Annotated in this window: 16 protein-coding genes and 1 tRNA gene; 1 reads left to right on the top strand and 16 read right to left on the bottom strand. The window is 66.8% G+C overall.

The window, feature by feature from the left end; genetic code table 11:
• Positions 1-16: 16 nt before the first annotated feature.
• From F8K16_RS06975 to yegQ, 16 genes are all read right to left on the bottom strand, one after another.
• Positions 17-1486: an ABC transporter substrate-binding protein gene (locus F8K16_RS06975; protein WP_294948626.1), complete on the bottom strand. Its 1470-nt coding sequence runs from the start codon at positions 1484-1486 to the stop codon at positions 17-19.
• Positions 1483-2814 carry a TolC family outer membrane protein gene (locus tag F8K16_RS06970; protein WP_294948625.1) on the bottom strand — a complete coding sequence of 444 codons (1332 nt, stop codon included), beginning with the start codon at positions 2812-2814 and terminating at the stop codon, positions 1483-1485. The genes F8K16_RS06975 and F8K16_RS06970 overlap by 4 nt, the downstream gene beginning before the upstream one ends.
• Entirely contained in the window at positions 2801-3313 is a 513-nt protein-coding gene (locus F8K16_RS06965) for a CYTH domain-containing protein (RefSeq protein ID WP_294948623.1), read from the bottom strand. Before F8K16_RS06965 ends, F8K16_RS06970 begins: the two co-directional genes overlap by 14 nt.
• Complete coding sequence (locus F8K16_RS06960; RefSeq protein WP_294948620.1) at positions 3282-3599, bottom strand: hypothetical protein; 318 nt, start codon at positions 3597-3599, stop codon at positions 3282-3284. The genes F8K16_RS06965 and F8K16_RS06960 overlap by 32 nt, the downstream gene beginning before the upstream one ends.
• Complete coding sequence (locus tag F8K16_RS06955; protein ID WP_294948618.1) at positions 3589-4371, bottom strand: 3'-5' exonuclease; 783 nt, start codon at positions 4369-4371, stop codon at positions 3589-3591. Before F8K16_RS06955 ends, F8K16_RS06960 begins: the two co-directional genes overlap by 11 nt.
• Positions 4368-5264, bottom strand: a complete 897-nt coding sequence (cysM, locus tag F8K16_RS06950) for a cysteine synthase CysM (protein ID WP_294948615.1) — start codon at positions 5262-5264, stop codon at positions 4368-4370. The genes F8K16_RS06955 and cysM overlap by 4 nt, the downstream gene beginning before the upstream one ends.
• Before the next feature lie 23 nt (positions 5265-5287).
• Positions 5288-6781 carry an efflux RND transporter permease subunit gene (locus F8K16_RS06945; protein ID WP_294948613.1) on the bottom strand — a complete coding sequence of 498 codons (1494 nt, stop codon included), beginning with the start codon at positions 6779-6781 and terminating at the stop codon, positions 5288-5290.
• Positions 6751-8349, bottom strand: a complete 1599-nt coding sequence (locus F8K16_RS06940) for an efflux RND transporter permease subunit (protein WP_294948610.1) — start codon at positions 8347-8349, stop codon at positions 6751-6753. Before F8K16_RS06940 ends, F8K16_RS06945 begins: the two co-directional genes overlap by 31 nt.
• Positions 8346-9386: an efflux RND transporter periplasmic adaptor subunit gene (locus tag F8K16_RS06935; RefSeq protein ID WP_294948607.1), complete on the bottom strand. Its 1041-nt coding sequence runs from the start codon at positions 9384-9386 to the stop codon at positions 8346-8348. The genes F8K16_RS06940 and F8K16_RS06935 overlap by 4 nt, the downstream gene beginning before the upstream one ends.
• Positions 9383-9967 (bottom strand): TetR/AcrR family transcriptional regulator, encoded by a 585-nt coding sequence (locus F8K16_RS06930; protein WP_294948605.1) that lies wholly within the window; start codon positions 9965-9967, stop codon positions 9383-9385. Before F8K16_RS06930 ends, F8K16_RS06935 begins: the two co-directional genes overlap by 4 nt.
• 126 nt (positions 9968-10093) lie before the next feature.
• Positions 10094-11002 (bottom strand): prenyltransferase, encoded by a 909-nt coding sequence (locus F8K16_RS06925; protein ID WP_294948603.1) that lies wholly within the window; start codon positions 11000-11002, stop codon positions 10094-10096.
• On the bottom strand, positions 10999-11772 hold the full coding sequence (locus tag F8K16_RS06920; RefSeq protein ID WP_294948600.1) for a hypothetical protein: 774 nt from the start codon (positions 11770-11772) through the stop codon (positions 10999-11001). Before F8K16_RS06920 ends, F8K16_RS06925 begins: the two co-directional genes overlap by 4 nt.
• Positions 11773-11781: 9 nt before the next feature.
• Entirely contained in the window at positions 11782-12450 is a 669-nt protein-coding gene (locus tag F8K16_RS06915) for a glutathione S-transferase family protein (RefSeq protein WP_294948597.1), read from the bottom strand.
• Between the two features lie 13 nt (positions 12451-12463).
• Positions 12464-12721, bottom strand: coding sequence for a YfhL family 4Fe-4S dicluster ferredoxin (locus F8K16_RS06910; RefSeq protein ID WP_294948595.1), 258 nt, complete (start codon positions 12719-12721; stop codon positions 12464-12466).
• A 28-nt stretch (positions 12722-12749) separates the two neighbouring features.
• Positions 12750-12826 (bottom strand) — tRNA-Pro (locus tag F8K16_RS06905).
• 28 nt (positions 12827-12854) lie between these two features.
• The gene (gene yegQ / locus F8K16_RS06900) at positions 12855-14186 is read right to left on the bottom strand and encodes a tRNA 5-hydroxyuridine modification protein YegQ (RefSeq protein ID WP_294948628.1); all 1332 of its coding nucleotides are present in this window, start codon (positions 14184-14186) and stop codon (positions 12855-12857) included.
• Between the two features lie 63 nt (positions 14187-14249).
• Here yegQ and F8K16_RS06895 point away from each other — a divergent pair.
• Positions 14250-14484, top strand: a 235-nt coding sequence (locus F8K16_RS06895) for a patatin-like phospholipase family protein (RefSeq protein WP_294948592.1), incomplete at its 3' end; no start/stop codon positions are given.

Raw genomic sequence — 14484 nt, 5'->3', positions numbered from 1 at the left:
GCCGTCGCCAGCAGACTCAGCCTGCGGTCAGCAGGCCATCGTAGCGACCATCGGCGTAGAGGCGATAGCCGTGCAGGGACGCCCGCCGCACCACATACTGATCCTCATACCACAGGGGCACCATGGCCACGGTATCGGCCAGTCGACGCTGCAGCCGCCGGTAGAGCGTGGCCTGTTCATGCGGGCTGTCCGCCACCAGTGCCTGTTCGATGAGCCGATCCACCAGCGGGTCGGCGTAATGGCCACGGTTGGCACCCCGAGGTGGGGTGAAGGCGCTGTGAAACACATACTGAAAGATGTCCGGACTCTTGACCCCCACCCACGCCAGTGAATAGAGCTGGAAGCGCCCCGCACGGATGTCCCCGTAGAAGGTGCCCCAGTCATAGCTGCGCACGTCCAGATCGATGCCCGCATGGCGCAGCTGGTCCTGATAGATGGCCGCCAGCCGCACCCGCAGCGGCGCGGCGCTGGTCTTGTAACTCAGCCTGAGCGGCTGCGGCACGCCCGCCCTGCGCAGCAGCCAGCGCGCCCTGTCCGGGTCGTAATCATAGCCCTGCCAGTCCTTCAGCCCCGCCCAGTGCTCCGGCACCAGCAGTCCGCCCGCCAGCCGGGCATGCCCCCGGAACAGCCATCGCACGATGGCGGCCCGGTCGATGCCATGGGCGATGGCCTGGCGCACCGGCAGACGGCCCAGCACCGGGTCGCGGAAGTTGAAACCCACATAGGCGAAGCTGGTGCCCGGATGCCAGTCCACCGCCAGTTCCGGCCGACGGGCGCAGTAGGCGGTCAGTTCCGGTGCCAGCCCGCCCTGCACCAGGTCCAGCTCGCCCTTGCGCAGCTTGAGCACTCGCACCAGCGGATCCTTCACCTTGATGAAGGCCAGACGCACGCCATCCGGGCGCACCAGCACCGTCTTCTGTTCGTCGGCGCTGACGAACCGGCACGGACCGCACCCCACCGGTTTCCTGTTGAAGTCATGCCCCTGTTCCAGCAGCGCCGCCGGCAGAATGCCGATATTGAGCCGTCCGGCGAACAGCGGGTCGGGACGGCTGAGCTCAAACCGCACCCGCTGCGGGCTTTCCGCCACCACCTGACGGATATGGCTCAGGCTGCCCCGCAAAGGTGAGGCGGTCTTCGGCTCAAGAATGGAGCGGAAGGTGGCGACCACATCCTGCGCTGTGACGGGCGCGCCGGTGTGAAAGCGCGCCGCGCCATCACGCAGGGTCAAGCGCCACACGGTGCCGTCGTGGCGCCAGTCGGCCAGGTCGGGGATGGGCTGGAAGTGCTCGTCAAAATCGGTCAGCGCCCGGTAGAGTAGCCGATTGACCCGGCTGGACAGCGCGTCGGTGGCAAAGCGGGGATCAAGACTGCGGGGACGGTCGCTCACCCCCATGCGCAGGGTGGACGGATCAGCTGCACTCTGCGCATGGGCCAACCACGGCGCCGTCAGCGCCAGACCTGCGAATTGACGACGGGTGAGGCTCACGGCCCTTGGGCGCCGGTGGCGGTCAGATAGCCGTCCACCCGGCGCAGGTCATCCTCGGTCAGATCGCCTGCCGCCGCCTCCAGCGCCAGCTGGTTGACCACCAGATCATTCAGCGCCGCGGTCAGGTCCCGTTCCGCCTTGTAGGCGTTGGCACGGGCGGTGAGCACGTCCAGCAGGCTCTTGAGGCCGACCCGGTAGCTCTCCTCGGCGGCGTCCCGGAAGGCGCGGCTTGAAGAGACCGCCGCCTGCAGCGCCTGCACCAGCGCCTGCCCTTCCTTCAGCCGGTCGAGCAGCACGCGCACCTGCAGCGCCGTGCCCTCACGGGCGTCACGCAGCTTCTCCGCCGTCTCGCGGGCGCTGTCTGCCGCCTGCGCCACCGTCGCCTTCGTCAGACCACCGGCAAACAGGTTCCACTGCAGCTGCAGCGCCACCTGCTGGGCGCGGGTGTCCTGATAGACGCCGGAGAGCAGGCGGTTGTAGTTGTCATAGGCCGTGTCGGTCACCCCGGCGGTAAGCGCCAGCGTAGGATAGTAGTCGCTGCGGGCCAGATCCACATTGAGCTGCGCCTGCTCAAGGCCCAGCGCCGCCTGCCGCAGGGCCAGATTGCCCGCCAGCGCACGCCTGAGCCACGCCTGCTCGTTCAGATCGGGCAGGCGCACGGGCCGGTCGGTGGCCACGCCCCGCAGCGCCGTCAGGCGCCGCCCCGTCAGCCGGGTCAGATTCTCCTCCGCCGTGTGGAGGGCGCTTTCGGCCTTGATGCGGTCGGCCCGGGCCAGATCCCAGGCGGAACGGGCCTGCAGCACATCCGTGCGCGCCGCCAGCCCAACCTGTTCGGAGGTGGTGGCCCGCTCCCACTGCAGACGGTTGGCCTTCTCCAGCGCGCGGCTCTGACGCAGGTTCACCTGAGCCAGCAGCACGTCGAAATAGGCCTTGACCACCCGGGTCATCAGATCCTGCTGCGCCGCCTGCCAGGCCAGCCGGGCCGTCTCCACCTGCTTCTTCGCCAGGTCGTAGGCCACCAGCGCCTTGCGGTTGTAGAGCGCCTGCGACAGCCCCAGCCCGATCTGACGGGTGGTCACATCCCCGCTGTCGGCGGGCAGATCCGTCTCGCTGCGACCATAGCTGCCGGTGAGGTTCACCTGCGGCAGCAGCGCGGCGCGGGCGCGGTCCAGCTGCTTCTGCTGAGCCTCGAAACGGGCGCGCGCCTGCGCCAGCTTCGCGTCATGCTGCACCGCCAGTCGCCATACCTCCACCAACCCCATGTCCGCTCGAGCTGTGGTAGCGGCGCACCACAGCGCCAGCGCAGCGATAATGCTAAACCTTCTCATGTTCGTCCCACTCCCTGTAAGGTCGCTGTGCCAGCGACACGTTGTAGAAGCGCAGCTCGTCGGTCACCTCGCGCCCCACCCAGTCTGGCAGCGGCGGCTGCGTCATCTCGTCCGGCAGCTCCACCTCGGCCACCACCAGTCCGGCGTTGTCGCCGAGAAACTCGTCCACCTCCCACATGAAGCCCTCGAAGGGCACCCAGTGGCGCACCTTCTCCACCACCGGACCGATGACCAGCGTGGCCAGCATCTTCTCGGCATCGGCCAGCGGAATGTCATACTCATACTCATCCCGGCTCAGGCCGATCTCCATGCTCTTGATATTGAGCCGGGCCTTCTCTCCCTCGATGCGCACGCGGATGGAACAGCGGTTCTCCGGATTGGCCGCGTTGTTCAGATACCCCTGGGCGAAGCGCTCGCTGCGCACCGCCTGCTGGCGCCAGCCGTCACCGGTGACCAGATACTTGCGCTCAATCTCCCGCTGGTGTGTCGCCTTGCCCATGCTGCTGTCCCTGAAGATGTTGAACGATTTCCGGATGCCTGGCACCCACCCACACCGCCACGGCAATGAGGATGGCCGCCGAAATCAGGCTGGAGAGCATCGCCAGCCGGATGATGGGTCGCCAGCTGCGAAAGCGCGCCTCGATCTCCAGCTGATTGAGGAACACTTCAAGATCGGCCCAGTTGCGCACCTCAAGATCCCGCTTGATGCGCGCACGGGCCGCTGCGTCCACCCGCCCGCGTGCCTCCAGATCGGCGATGCGTTCGCGAATGTGTTCAGGATTCATGCCATGCCGCCTCGTAAGCCTGAAGGTGCGCCCGACCGCTGTCGCGCAGCAGCCCGCGCAGCCGCTGGTGCAGCTCGACCTGCCGCTCAGGCGCCAGCCGTCCGCGCATGCGCTCGAACTGCAGCCAGATCAGATAGGTATTGATCACATCCGTCTCGCAGTAGTTGCGGATCGCCTCGATCTCACCGGCCAGCCACTGCTCAGTCACCTGCGCGCCGCTCTGCCCCATCTTGCCCGGCAGCCCCAGCAGCACGGCCACCTCATCCAGTTTGGCCGCCGCGCGCGGCTGATAGCCGGAAAGCACGTCCATCAGGTCCACATGGGCGAACTGATAGCGGCTGATGTAGTTGTCCCACTTGCGCTCCCGGTCGAAGTGGCCGGTATCCCAGTAGGCGGCCGCCTCCACCCCGTGCAGCAGCGCCCGGTAGTGCAGCACCGGCAGGTCGAAGCCGGAGCCGTTCCAGCTCACCAGCGTGGGCCGGTAGCGCTCCACCCCTTCGAAAAAGCGCTGCACCAGCTCCGCCTCGCTGCTGTCCGGCTCGCCCAGCGACCACACATGGGTGCGCGCCCCGTCGTCCAGCACCACGGAGATGGCCACGATGCGGTGCAGATGATGGCGCTGAAAGTCCGTGCCCGCCTGCGCCTGCCGGGCCAGTTTCATCGCCTCCACCACCTCGGCATCGCTCAGTCCTTCCAGACCGAGCAGGCGCCGACCGGCCTCCACGTCCGGCACGGTTTCGATGTCGAAGACGAGAACGGGACGGTCCATCATGCGGGCGGGAACACACCGGTGGAAAGATAGCGGTCGCCCCGGTCGCACACGATGGTGACCACCACACTGTCCGGCTGCTCGGCGGCCACCTGCAGCGCCACATGCATGGCGCCGCCGGAGGAGATGCCGGCGAAGATGCCCTCCTGCCGCGCCAGTCGCCGGGTGGTCTCCTCGGCATCTTCCTGAGTGACATCCCGCAGCTCATCCACCCAGGTCGGGTCGAAGATGCGCGGCAGATATTCCGGCGGCCAGCGGCGGATGCCGGGGATGCTGGCGCCCTCCGCCGGCTGCACGCCGACGACCTGCACCTGCGGATTCTGTTCCTTGAGATAGTGGCTCACCCCCATGATGGTGCCGGTGGTACCCATGGCGCTGACGAAATGGGTCACCCCGCCCTCGGTCTGCCGCCAGATCTCCGGGCCGGTGGTCAGGTAGTGGGCGCGCCAGTTGTCCGGATTGGAGAACTGATCCAGCACCTTCCCCTCGCCACGGGCCTCCATCTCCTTGGCCAGATCGCGCGCGCCCTCCATGCCTTCCTCCATGCTCACCAGCACCAGTTCGGCGCCGAAGGCGGCCATGCTGGCGCGGCGTTCCAGGCTCATGTTCTCGGGCATGATCAGCTTCATGCGGTAGCCCATCATGCTGGCGGCCATGGCCAGCGCGATGCCTGTGTTGCCACTGGTGGCCTCGATCAGGGTGTCACCGGGACGGATCTCGCCCCGGGCCTCGGCCTGACGGATCATGTTGAACGCCGGGCGGTCCTTGACCGATCCGGCGGGGTTGTTGCCCTCCAGCTTGGCCAGCACCACCGAGCCGTTGTCCAGTTCAGCCAGTCGACGGATGCGCACCAGCGGCGTGTTGCCTATGGTGTCCTCAAGCGTGTGCCATCTCATGGATTCTGCCTCCCGGCTCCATTTTAGCCCGTTTTCACCCGGTACCAGGCGGCGTAGAGCGCCGGCAGGAAGAACAGGGTGATCAGCGTGCCCACCACCACGCCGCCGATGAGCACATAGGCCATCGGCCCCCAGAAGATGGAGGTGGTCAGCGGAATGAACGCCAGCGCCGCCGCCGCGGCGGTGAGCAGCACCGGCCGCGCCCGCAGGGTGGTAGCCTCGATCACCGCCTCGGCCGGCGCCATGCCCTGTCTGAGGTTGTCATTGATCTGCGCCACCAGAATGAGGGTGTTGCGCATCAGAATGCCGCCCAGCGCGATCACCCCCAGATTGGCCACGAAACCATAGGGCTGCTGGAAGCCCACAAGCGCCACCACGGCACCGATCAGCCCCAGCGGGGCGGTCAGCAGGGTCATGATCAGCCCGCTGAAGGAACGCAGATAGAGCATGATCAGGAAAGTGGCGATGAGGATCATCAGCGGCATGCCCACCTTGATGGAGTCCTGCGCCTTGCTGGACTCCTCCACCGAGCCGCCGATCTCCACCCGCCAGCCCGGCGGCAGGTCGCCCACCAGATCCTGCATGTCGCGCCACACCTTCATGGTGATGTCGGGCGGCTGCACGCCCGGACGCACCTCGGCATAGACGGATACCATCCGCACCCGGTTGCGCCGTTCCACGTAGGGCCACGCCTCATCCACCGTCAGACGCCCCAGATGGGCCAGCGGCACGGTGGTGCCATCGGGCAGGCGGATCGGCAGGCTGCCCAGTCGGGCCGGATCCGTGTGCGGCCCCGCCCCTGCGCGCAGGCGCAGCGCCGTGCTGCGGATGTCCTCCCGCACCACACCGGCCACCGCCCCGTTGAGCTGACCGCGCAGCTGCTCGGCCACCTGCGCCGGGGTCAGCCCCAGGGCGCTCAGCCGATCCGCGTCCCACCTGATGTGCAGCACCGGTGCCCTGAACTGCCAGGACAGGTGCGGGTCGATCAGCTGGGGATACCGCATCATGCGGTCGCGGATCCGGCGCGCCAGCTCGATCATGCCCTGGGTGTCCGGCCCATAGACACGGAAGACCACCGGCCAGGGCACAGGCGGACCGAACATCAACGGCTGCACGCGCACCCGCGCTTCGGGAAAGGCGCCCGCATCAATGCGCGCCTGCAGCTTGCGCTGCAACGCCTCGCGGGCCTCCAGCCCCTTTGTCACCACCACCAGACTGGCGTAGCTGGGATTGGGCTGCTCCGGGTTCAGCGCCAGAAAGAAGCGCGGCGCCCCCTGCCCCACATAGAGCGACATGGAACGCACCAGCTCCTTCTCCTGCTCCAGCTCCCGCTGCAACCGCTCGGCCACCTTGCGGGTCGCCTCGATGCTGCTGCCCTGCGGCAGCCAGATGTCCACCATCAGCTCCGGCCGGTTGGAACTGGGGAAGAACTGCTTGACCACCACCGTCTTCATGGCCACCACCGAGGCGGCGAACACCAGCACTGTCAGGACGATGACCGTCCAGCGGTGGCGCACACACCAGATGATGACCCGGCGCAGCGCACGGAAGAGGGGCGTTCACCCAGATCGGTCTGTGCATGCTGCGAGAGCCGATCCGGCAGCAGGCGCACGCCCAGGTAGGGCGTGAACCACACCGCCACCAGCCAGGAGGCGATCAGTGCGATGCCGGTCACCCAGAAGATGCCGCCGGCATACTCCCCTACCCGGGAAGGCGCCAGCCCGATGGGCAGAAAGCCGGTCACCGTCACCAGCGTGCCCACCAGCATGGGCGCGGCGGTCACCGTCCAGGCGTAGCTGGCCGCCTTCACCTTCTCCAGCCCCTGTTCCATCTTCAGCAGCATCATCTCGATGGAAATGATGGCGTCGTCCACCAGCAGCCCCAGCGCGATGATGAGCGCCCCCAGCGACACCCGATTGAAGTCGATGCCCGCCAGCTTCATGAACACGAAGGCCATGCCCAGCGTCAGCGGCACCGCCAGCGCCACCACGATACCGGCGCGCAGCCCCAACGCGATGAAGCTGACCAGCATCACCACCGCCACCGCGGCGAAGAACTTGTGCTGAAAGGTGTCCAGCGCCAGATGGATGGCGTCCCCCTGGCTGGTCAGCGTGGTCAGGCGCACGCCCGTCGGCAGCAGCGCCTTCTGTTCGGCCACGAAGCGGCGCAGGTTCTCCTCCAGCACCACACCGTTGAAATTGGGCTTCATCACCACGCCCAGCAGCACCGCCTCACGCCCTTCCGACTCGATGATCAGCCGAGGCGGATCCTCATACCCGCGCCAGATGCGGGCCAGTTCCCCCAGGTGCAGCACCCGGCCCCCCACATTGATCGGCAGCGCGCGCAGCCGCGCCACCTGATCAGCGGGGACATCGGTCACCCGCAGATGCAGGCGAGGACCTGCGGTGTCCACGAAACCGGCATCCTGCACACCCACCTGCGCGGCGATCTGCTCACGCAGGGCGTTGACGGTCAGTCCCAGCGCCGACAGCCGTTCCGGGTCGATATCAATGAAGATCTGGCGCGGACGCTCGCCGATGAGCACCACCTTCTTGACCCCTTCCACGCGACGCAGGCCGATGCGCAGTTTCTCCGCCGCCTGCACCAGCATACGCTGCGGCACCGGGCCGTCCGCTCCCGTCAGGGCGTAGAGGGTGAAATAGACATCCTTGAAGTCATCCCGGAACACGGGGCCGATGACCCCCGGCGGCAGGTTGCGCGCCTCGTCGCCCAGGCGCTTGCGCACCTGATAGAACAGCTGTTCGCTGATGCCATGGGGCGTGTTGTCGGCGAAGTTGATCAGAAGATGCGCCTCGCCCGGACGCACCTTGGTTTCCACCCGGTCGAACCAGTCGATCTCCTCCACCCGCGCCTCGAGGCGGTCCACCACCTGGTTTTCCAGCTGCTCCACCGTGGCACCCGGCCAGAAGACCGACACCACCATGGTGTTGACCGAAAAGCTGGGGTCTTCCGCACGGCCGTTGTAGAGAAAGGCCAGCAGACCGGCCACGGCGGTGACCAGAATCAGATAGAGCGTCAGCGAACGCTCCCGGATGGCCCAGGCGGAGAGGTTGAACCTGTTCATTGCCCGCTCACCCGCACTGGCTCACCCGCCCTGAGCAGATGCACGCCCAGCGCCACCACCTGATCCCGGGGTGACAGCGGGCCGCGCACCCACGCCCGTTCGCCATTGATGCGCACCACCTCCACCGGCACCGGCTCAATGCGCCCCTCGCGCACCCGCAGCACTCGCGCGCCAGCCTTCTCCATGCGCACGGCAGTGTTGGGCAACGCCCACAGCCCGGACTGTGCCGCCTGTTGCGGCAGCAGCGTGGCGGTGGCGCCCAGCGGCACATGTACCTGCGCAGGCAGACGGTAGCGCACCGCCCAGGTGCGACTGACCGGATCCGCCTGCGGCGCCTGCCACGCCAGCGTGGCCGTCACTTCCCCACCGGGCAGTTTCAGCCGTGCCTGCTGCGACGGCACACCCAGGGTCTCCGGCCAGTCGAAGGCCGCCTGCCGGGGACCGTCATAGGCCACTTCCAGTACCGGCGTGCCCGCATTGACCACCTGTCCCTGCGCCCCCAGTCTTTTGAGCACCACGCCGGCGCGGGAAGCCACCAGACGGGTATAGCCCAGTTTCTTTTCCGCCAGCGCGCGCTGGGGTTCCAGCGCCGCCAGCTGCGCCTCCAGTCGTGTGACGCGGTTCTGTGCCGCGTCCACCTGCTGCTGGGAGGTCAGCTTGCGTCCCAGCAGGTCCCGGTAGCGGCGCAGATCCCGCCGCGCCGTCTCCAGATCGGAACGGGTGGCCGCCATCTGCGCCGCCACCTGCTGCAGCTGCAGACGGTAGTCGCTGTCGTCCAGGCGCATGAGCACCTGCCCTGCATCGAAATGGTCGCCCGTCTCCACCTGCCATCCCGCGATCTGACCCGCCACCCGGAAGGCCAGGCTGGCCGTGCGTTCCGCCACCACCCGGCCAGTCAGGCGCCAGCCGGCCGCCTCCGACACCGGCTGCGGCGCGACGGTGCGCACCACAGGCGGAGGTGCGGGGGACTCTTCCGTTTTCTGCTGACAGCCGGCCAGCGCGGCCAGCAGCACCAGCGCAAACAAGGGTCGATTCATGTCTCTTCCTCCATCTGACAGGCCACCGCCTGCCATACCCGTTGGGCTACGTCCTCCGCCTCGGCGGACGGCACCTTTTCCACCGGCAACTGATCGATCAGCGATCGAGCGGCGAATTCGAACAGCATCAATCCGAACAGCTGCAGCGTCAGCGTCAGCGCCCGCTCGGGATCGGCCACGCAGCGGCGCATGCGCGCCAGCACCCATTCGAACTCCTCCCGCCACAGGTCCTGCACGATGATGCGCTGCGCCTCGGCCTGAGCCTGCAGCATGATCCACAGCGGCAGGCGGGCATGGACAACATCCTCCGCCATGAAGCGGGCGAACGCCTCGACAAAACGCCGCAGCTGGGCGCACGGCGGCAGGTCCTGCGGCACGGGGGCGATCAGCCGGGCGTGCTTGTCCGCAAGCAGGGTGCGCACCACGGCGAGAAACAGCGCCGCCTTGCTGTCGAAATGGTTGTAGAGGCTGGCTGGACGGATGCCCGCGGCGGCGGCGATCTCCCGCATGGAGACGCCAGCGTAGCCTTCAGCGGCGAACAGGCGGGTGGCCGCCTCGAGAATGCGTTGACACGTGCTCACGGATTTGCCCTGCGAAACACTGCCGGTTGAACGGTCATCATGGGATCACCCCGGTGCTCTACGGCATTTAACGAACGTTCGTTCGTACATTGTGCGCAAAAGGCCGTCCATTGCAAGCTTGTTTTCTCAGGCGCGTGTCAGCCAGAAGAGCGCGGCGGCCACCAGCAGCGGTGTCAGCAGATTGATGGCCACGTTGAGCCCCAGCGCCGGCAGCAGCGCCTGCCGCCGTCCGGCACGGAAGCGCATCAGATTGAGCAGCATGGGCAGGGCGAAGATGGCGGTCACCAGCCCCAGCAGCGCCACCGGCGGCAGCCAGGCGGCGGCCACCAGCATCACCAGCACGCCGTAGGCGCACAGCAGAAACAGGTTGAACACCTGCAGCGTCAGCGGCACGCCCATCACCATGGGAAAGGTGCGCCGTCCCACCTGCCGGTCGGCCTCGATGTCGGGAATCTGATTGAGCAGCAGCAGATTGTTGACCAGAAAGAAGGGCACCAGCGACACCACCAGCGCACGGGCGCTGAACTGGCCGGTCATCACATAGTAGGTGCCCAGCACCATCAGCGGCCCGAAAGCCAGACCGGGGGCAATCAGGCACAGCCACGGATGACGGGTGATGCGCCCTGTGTAGCCCAGCACCAGCACCACCCCGGCCAGGCCGATCCACACCACGCCGCCGCCCACGGTCCACCAGAACCAGAGACCGATCACAAACGCCAGCCCGAGCAGGAACCAGCCGGCCGCCTGCACCGCCTCGGCGGCATCCGGATCGGCCTGCAGCGCCCCGCTGCCCCCGCTGAAGGGCGTGCGTTCGGTCAGGCTGTCCAACCCGCTTCTGAAATCTTCATACTCGTTGAACAGGTTGACGCTCGCATGCAGCCCCAGCCCGCCCAGCAGTGAGAGGAAGAAGTGCAGCCCGTGGAAGACGCCGGTCTCGAACACGGCCAGCGCCGCCCCGAGCGTCACCACCGAGACGGTCAGCAGCAGAAACGGCGGTCGCATGGCCCGCCAGACGGTCTTGAGCGTATGTGTCATGATGCCTCCAGCCAGGATTGCAACCTTCTCCGCCAGCCGGGCCACCATGGGGATTCGTCCCGGGGCGCGTGTTCGATGCGCCGGCGCAGCACCCGTCCGGCGGCGGCGATGAAGTCGGCGAGCGTGTCCCCTTCCATGGCGCGCAACACCTGCAGCAGCCCCCAGCCTTCTCCGGCGTAGCGCTCTTTCGGGTTGTCGCCCATGCCCTTGAAGTTGACATAGTCCAGCACCGCCCAGCAGCCGCCGGGCGTCTGCGCAAGGCGCTGCAGGCGACGGTTCAGCAGTACGGCGTCCGGCTGTTCCTTCAGCACCCGTACCCAGCGTTGACGGAAGCGCTGCACCACCCAGGCCGCCTGCAGACGGCGGGTGCGCCAAAGCCACTCACGCGCCGCGCGGATGCGCGGGCTGTCGCCTTCCGCCACGAAAGCGGCCCGATCCGGCCAGGGAGCATGGGGCGCCCGCAGCCACCGTGGCGCCGGCACACCCTGCCGCCCGACCCAGCGCACCATGTGGGCGAAGGTGGCCTCGAAGGGGGTCTCCACACCCGCCGGCGGCCAGATGAAATGCCCGATGCCCAGTGAGGGAAACGCCTCCCGCGGCGACCACCACACGAGGTTCTGCTTCCGGCCGCCGCATTCGCGCTGGAACAGCCGATGGGCGAACAGGTCCAGATCCACGCCGGCGCACAGCCCGTCGCCGGCCCGAACGGACGGCGCGCCGGCGACCAGAAGGAGGCTTCCGGTCAGCACGGCGCGCCGTGACAGTCTCATGCAGGCCGCTTACTTGAGCAGCGTGGCCGCATGACCGCCCATCCTGGTGAGCATCATGCGGTACATCTGCGGGAACTCGTCCACCACGGAGTGCTTGACGCTGGGCAGCGCCAGCAGCGCCTCGGACCAGCGGCCGAGCTTCGGCAGGCCGTCGAGCAGGTTCAGGCCACAGTTCTGGCCCAGCAGATCGAGACGCATGAACAGAGGGGCGAAGGCCGCGTCGATCAGCGCGAACTCGCCGCCGTTGAAGAAGTCCTCGCCGCTGTGGACGGCTTCCAGCTTCTCCAGCATGCCGCGCAGCTTGCTGCGGGCTTCGTCAAAGGCGGCCTCGTCCTTGGCGCTGACCAGCCCGTGCATGGCCATGATCACCTCGCCGCCGTAGCCGATCCATGCGCGGTTGAGCGCCTTGGTCAGCGGGTCGGCCGGCATGAGCGACGGCGGCGTGATCTCGTCCACGTATTCCTGAATGACGGCGGACTCGAACAGCACCGCATCGTCCCCCACCTTGAGCACCGGCACCTTGCCCAGCGGGGAGACTTCGGCGAACCACTCGGGCGGGTTGTTCAGGTCGATGTAGGTGATGTCATAGGGCACGTCCTTGTGCAGCAGGGTGATGACGGTGCGCTGCACGAAGGGGCACAGCTTGAAGCTGATCAGTTCCAGTCGGGGTGTCTGCATGGCAGGATCCTTTTCACAGTTGGTCGGTTTCGACCAATTTTACGAATTTTGCGTAGAGCGTGTCGTGGTCTTCCTCGTGATCGGGATCCCTGATGATGCAGTCGATGGGACAGACGCTCATGCAGGTGGGCGCGTCATAGAAACCGACGCATTCGGTGCAGCGCGCGGGGTCGATCTCGTAGATCTCGGGGCCCATGGAGATGGCCTTGTTGGGACACTCCGGCTCGCACATGTCGCAGTTGATGCAGGCGTCCAGAATCTTGAGCGCCATGGGAGAAAACCTGTGGAAGGAAGAAAAATGGTCGGAGAGACAGGATTTGAACCTGCGACCCCCACTTCCCGAAAGTGGTGCTCTACCAGGCTGAGCTACTCTCCGACTGGGTGGGTGTGCGCATTATACTCATTCACCCCCAGCTTTCAAAGCGCATCACCAGCGCGTAACGCAGAACCTCGTCCGACAGCCCCCTGAAGGGGTTGGGAATGCGCGCCACATAGCCGGAGCCTTTGGCGCATTCCATGGCCTCGCCGGTCTTGGGATGCCACATGGCCTCCAGTTTCAGGCGCAGGTTGCCGGCGGGGGTCATCAGTTCCAGTTCGTCGCCGACGCAGAACTTGTTCTTGGCTTCGATCTCCAGCCAGTCGTCATGGGCGTCCACCACCTCGCCGACGAAGCGCTGGTAGTCGGAGCGGGAGGCGCCATAATCGTAGTTCTGGTATTCGCTGTGCACATGGCGCTTGAGAAAGCCCACGGTGTAGCCGCGGTTGGCCAGCGAATCCAGCTCGCGCACCAGCTGCGGGTCAATGGGCCGGCCCGCTGCAGCGTCATCGATGGCGCGGCGATAGACCTGCGCCGTGCGCGCCACGTAGAAGTGGGATTTGGTGCGCCCCTCAATCTTGAGCGAATGCACGCCGATTCTCACCAGATCGGGCACCAGCTCCACCGCGCGCAGGTCCTTGGAATTCATGATGTAGGTGCCGTGCTCGTCCTCGAAGGCGGGCATCAGCTCACCCGGGCGCCCCTCCTCCTCCAGCAGCATGACCGGCTGCTCCCGCGAGGTGGTGCCGGTCAGATCGGTGATATTCTCCACCGGCACCACATCGCCGGTTTCCGTCTCGGTGGCCTGATAGGTGTTGTATTTCCAGCGACAGGCGTTGGTGCAGGTGCCCTGGTTGGCGTCACGCCTGTTGATGTAGCCGGAGAGCAGGCAGCGGCCCGAGTAGGCGATGCACAGCGCCCCGTGCACGAACACCTCCAGCTCGCACTCCGGCACCTGCTCGCGGATCTCGGCGATCTCTTCCAGACTCAGCTCGCGGGAGAGCACCACCCGTTCAATGCCGTAGTCGTGCCAGAACTTCACCGCTGCCCAGTTGACCGCGTTGGCCTGCACCGACAGGTGGATCGGCTGGTCGGGAAAGCGCTCGCGCACCAGCATGATCAGCCCCGGGTCGGACATGATCAGCGCGTCCGGCCCCATCTCGATAATGGGCTCGATGTCCTTCAGATAGGTTCTGATCTTGCTGTTGTGCGCCTGAATGTTGCTGACCACATAGAACTGCCTGCCCAGCCCGTGGGCCTCCTCGATGGCGTCGGCCAGCACCGGGTTGGTGAACTCGTTGTTGCGCACTCGCAGGCTGTAGCGGGGCTGGCCGGCGTAGATGGCATCCGCCCCGTAGGCAAAGGCGTAGCGCATGTTCTTGAGCGTGCCGGCGGGCGAGAGCAGTTCCGGCTTGGGCAGCGTGGCGGTCATGGCATCATCGCGTATCATTATCGGGAGCAACATTTTAACGGAGCAAACCTCATGGCGGAGAAAATCGCCCTGGCGCTGGGCGGCGGCGGTGCCCGCGGGCTGGCCCATTTCGGCGTGATGGAATATCTGTCCGAACGCAAGGTGCAGGTGACCGCCGTGGCCGGAACCAGCATGGGCGCCATTGCGGGGGCCGCCATCGCCGCCGGCGACTGGCGCAGGCTGGCCGAAGGCTACGCGCGGCTCGACTGGATGAAGCTGCTGCCGATGATGGACATCACCCTGTCCG

The organism is Sulfurivirga sp., assembly GCF_015490265.1.
Taxonomy (GTDB): Bacteria; Pseudomonadota; Gammaproteobacteria; order Thiomicrospirales; family Thiomicrospiraceae; genus Sulfurivirga.
This window is presented reverse-complemented; position numbering and strand designations above follow the sequence as displayed.

Coding starts and splice junctions, on each gene's coding strand:
- F8K16_RS06970 (WP_294948625.1), bottom strand. CDS start 2,814: ATGAGAAGGTTTAGCATTATCGCTGCGCTGGCGCTGTGGTGCGCCGCT.
- F8K16_RS06965 (WP_294948623.1), bottom strand. CDS start 3,313: ATGGGCAAGGCGACACACCAGCGGGAGATTGAGCGCAAGTATCTGGTC.
- F8K16_RS06960 (WP_294948620.1), bottom strand. CDS start 3,599: ATGAATCCTGAACACATTCGCGAACGCATCGCCGATCTGGAGGCACGC.
- F8K16_RS06955 (WP_294948618.1), bottom strand. CDS start 4,371: ATGATGGACCGTCCCGTTCTCGTCTTCGACATCGAAACCGTGCCGGAC.
- cysM (WP_294948615.1), bottom strand. CDS start 5,264: ATGAGATGGCACACGCTTGAGGACACCATAGGCAACACGCCGCTGGTG.
- F8K16_RS06940 (WP_294948610.1), bottom strand. CDS start 8,349: ATGAACAGGTTCAACCTCTCCGCCTGGGCCATCCGGGAGCGTTCGCTG.
- F8K16_RS06935 (WP_294948607.1), bottom strand. CDS start 9,386: ATGAATCGACCCTTGTTTGCGCTGGTGCTGCTGGCCGCGCTGGCCGGC.
- F8K16_RS06925 (WP_294948603.1), bottom strand. CDS start 11,002: ATGACACATACGCTCAAGACCGTCTGGCGGGCCATGCGACCGCCGTTT.
- F8K16_RS06920 (WP_294948600.1), bottom strand. CDS start 11,772: ATGAGACTGTCACGGCGCGCCGTGCTGACCGGAAGCCTCCTTCTGGTC.
- F8K16_RS06915 (WP_294948597.1), bottom strand. CDS start 12,450: ATGCAGACACCCCGACTGGAACTGATCAGCTTCAAGCTGTGCCCCTTC.
- F8K16_RS06910 (WP_294948595.1), bottom strand. CDS start 12,721: ATGGCGCTCAAGATTCTGGACGCCTGCATCAACTGCGACATGTGCGAG.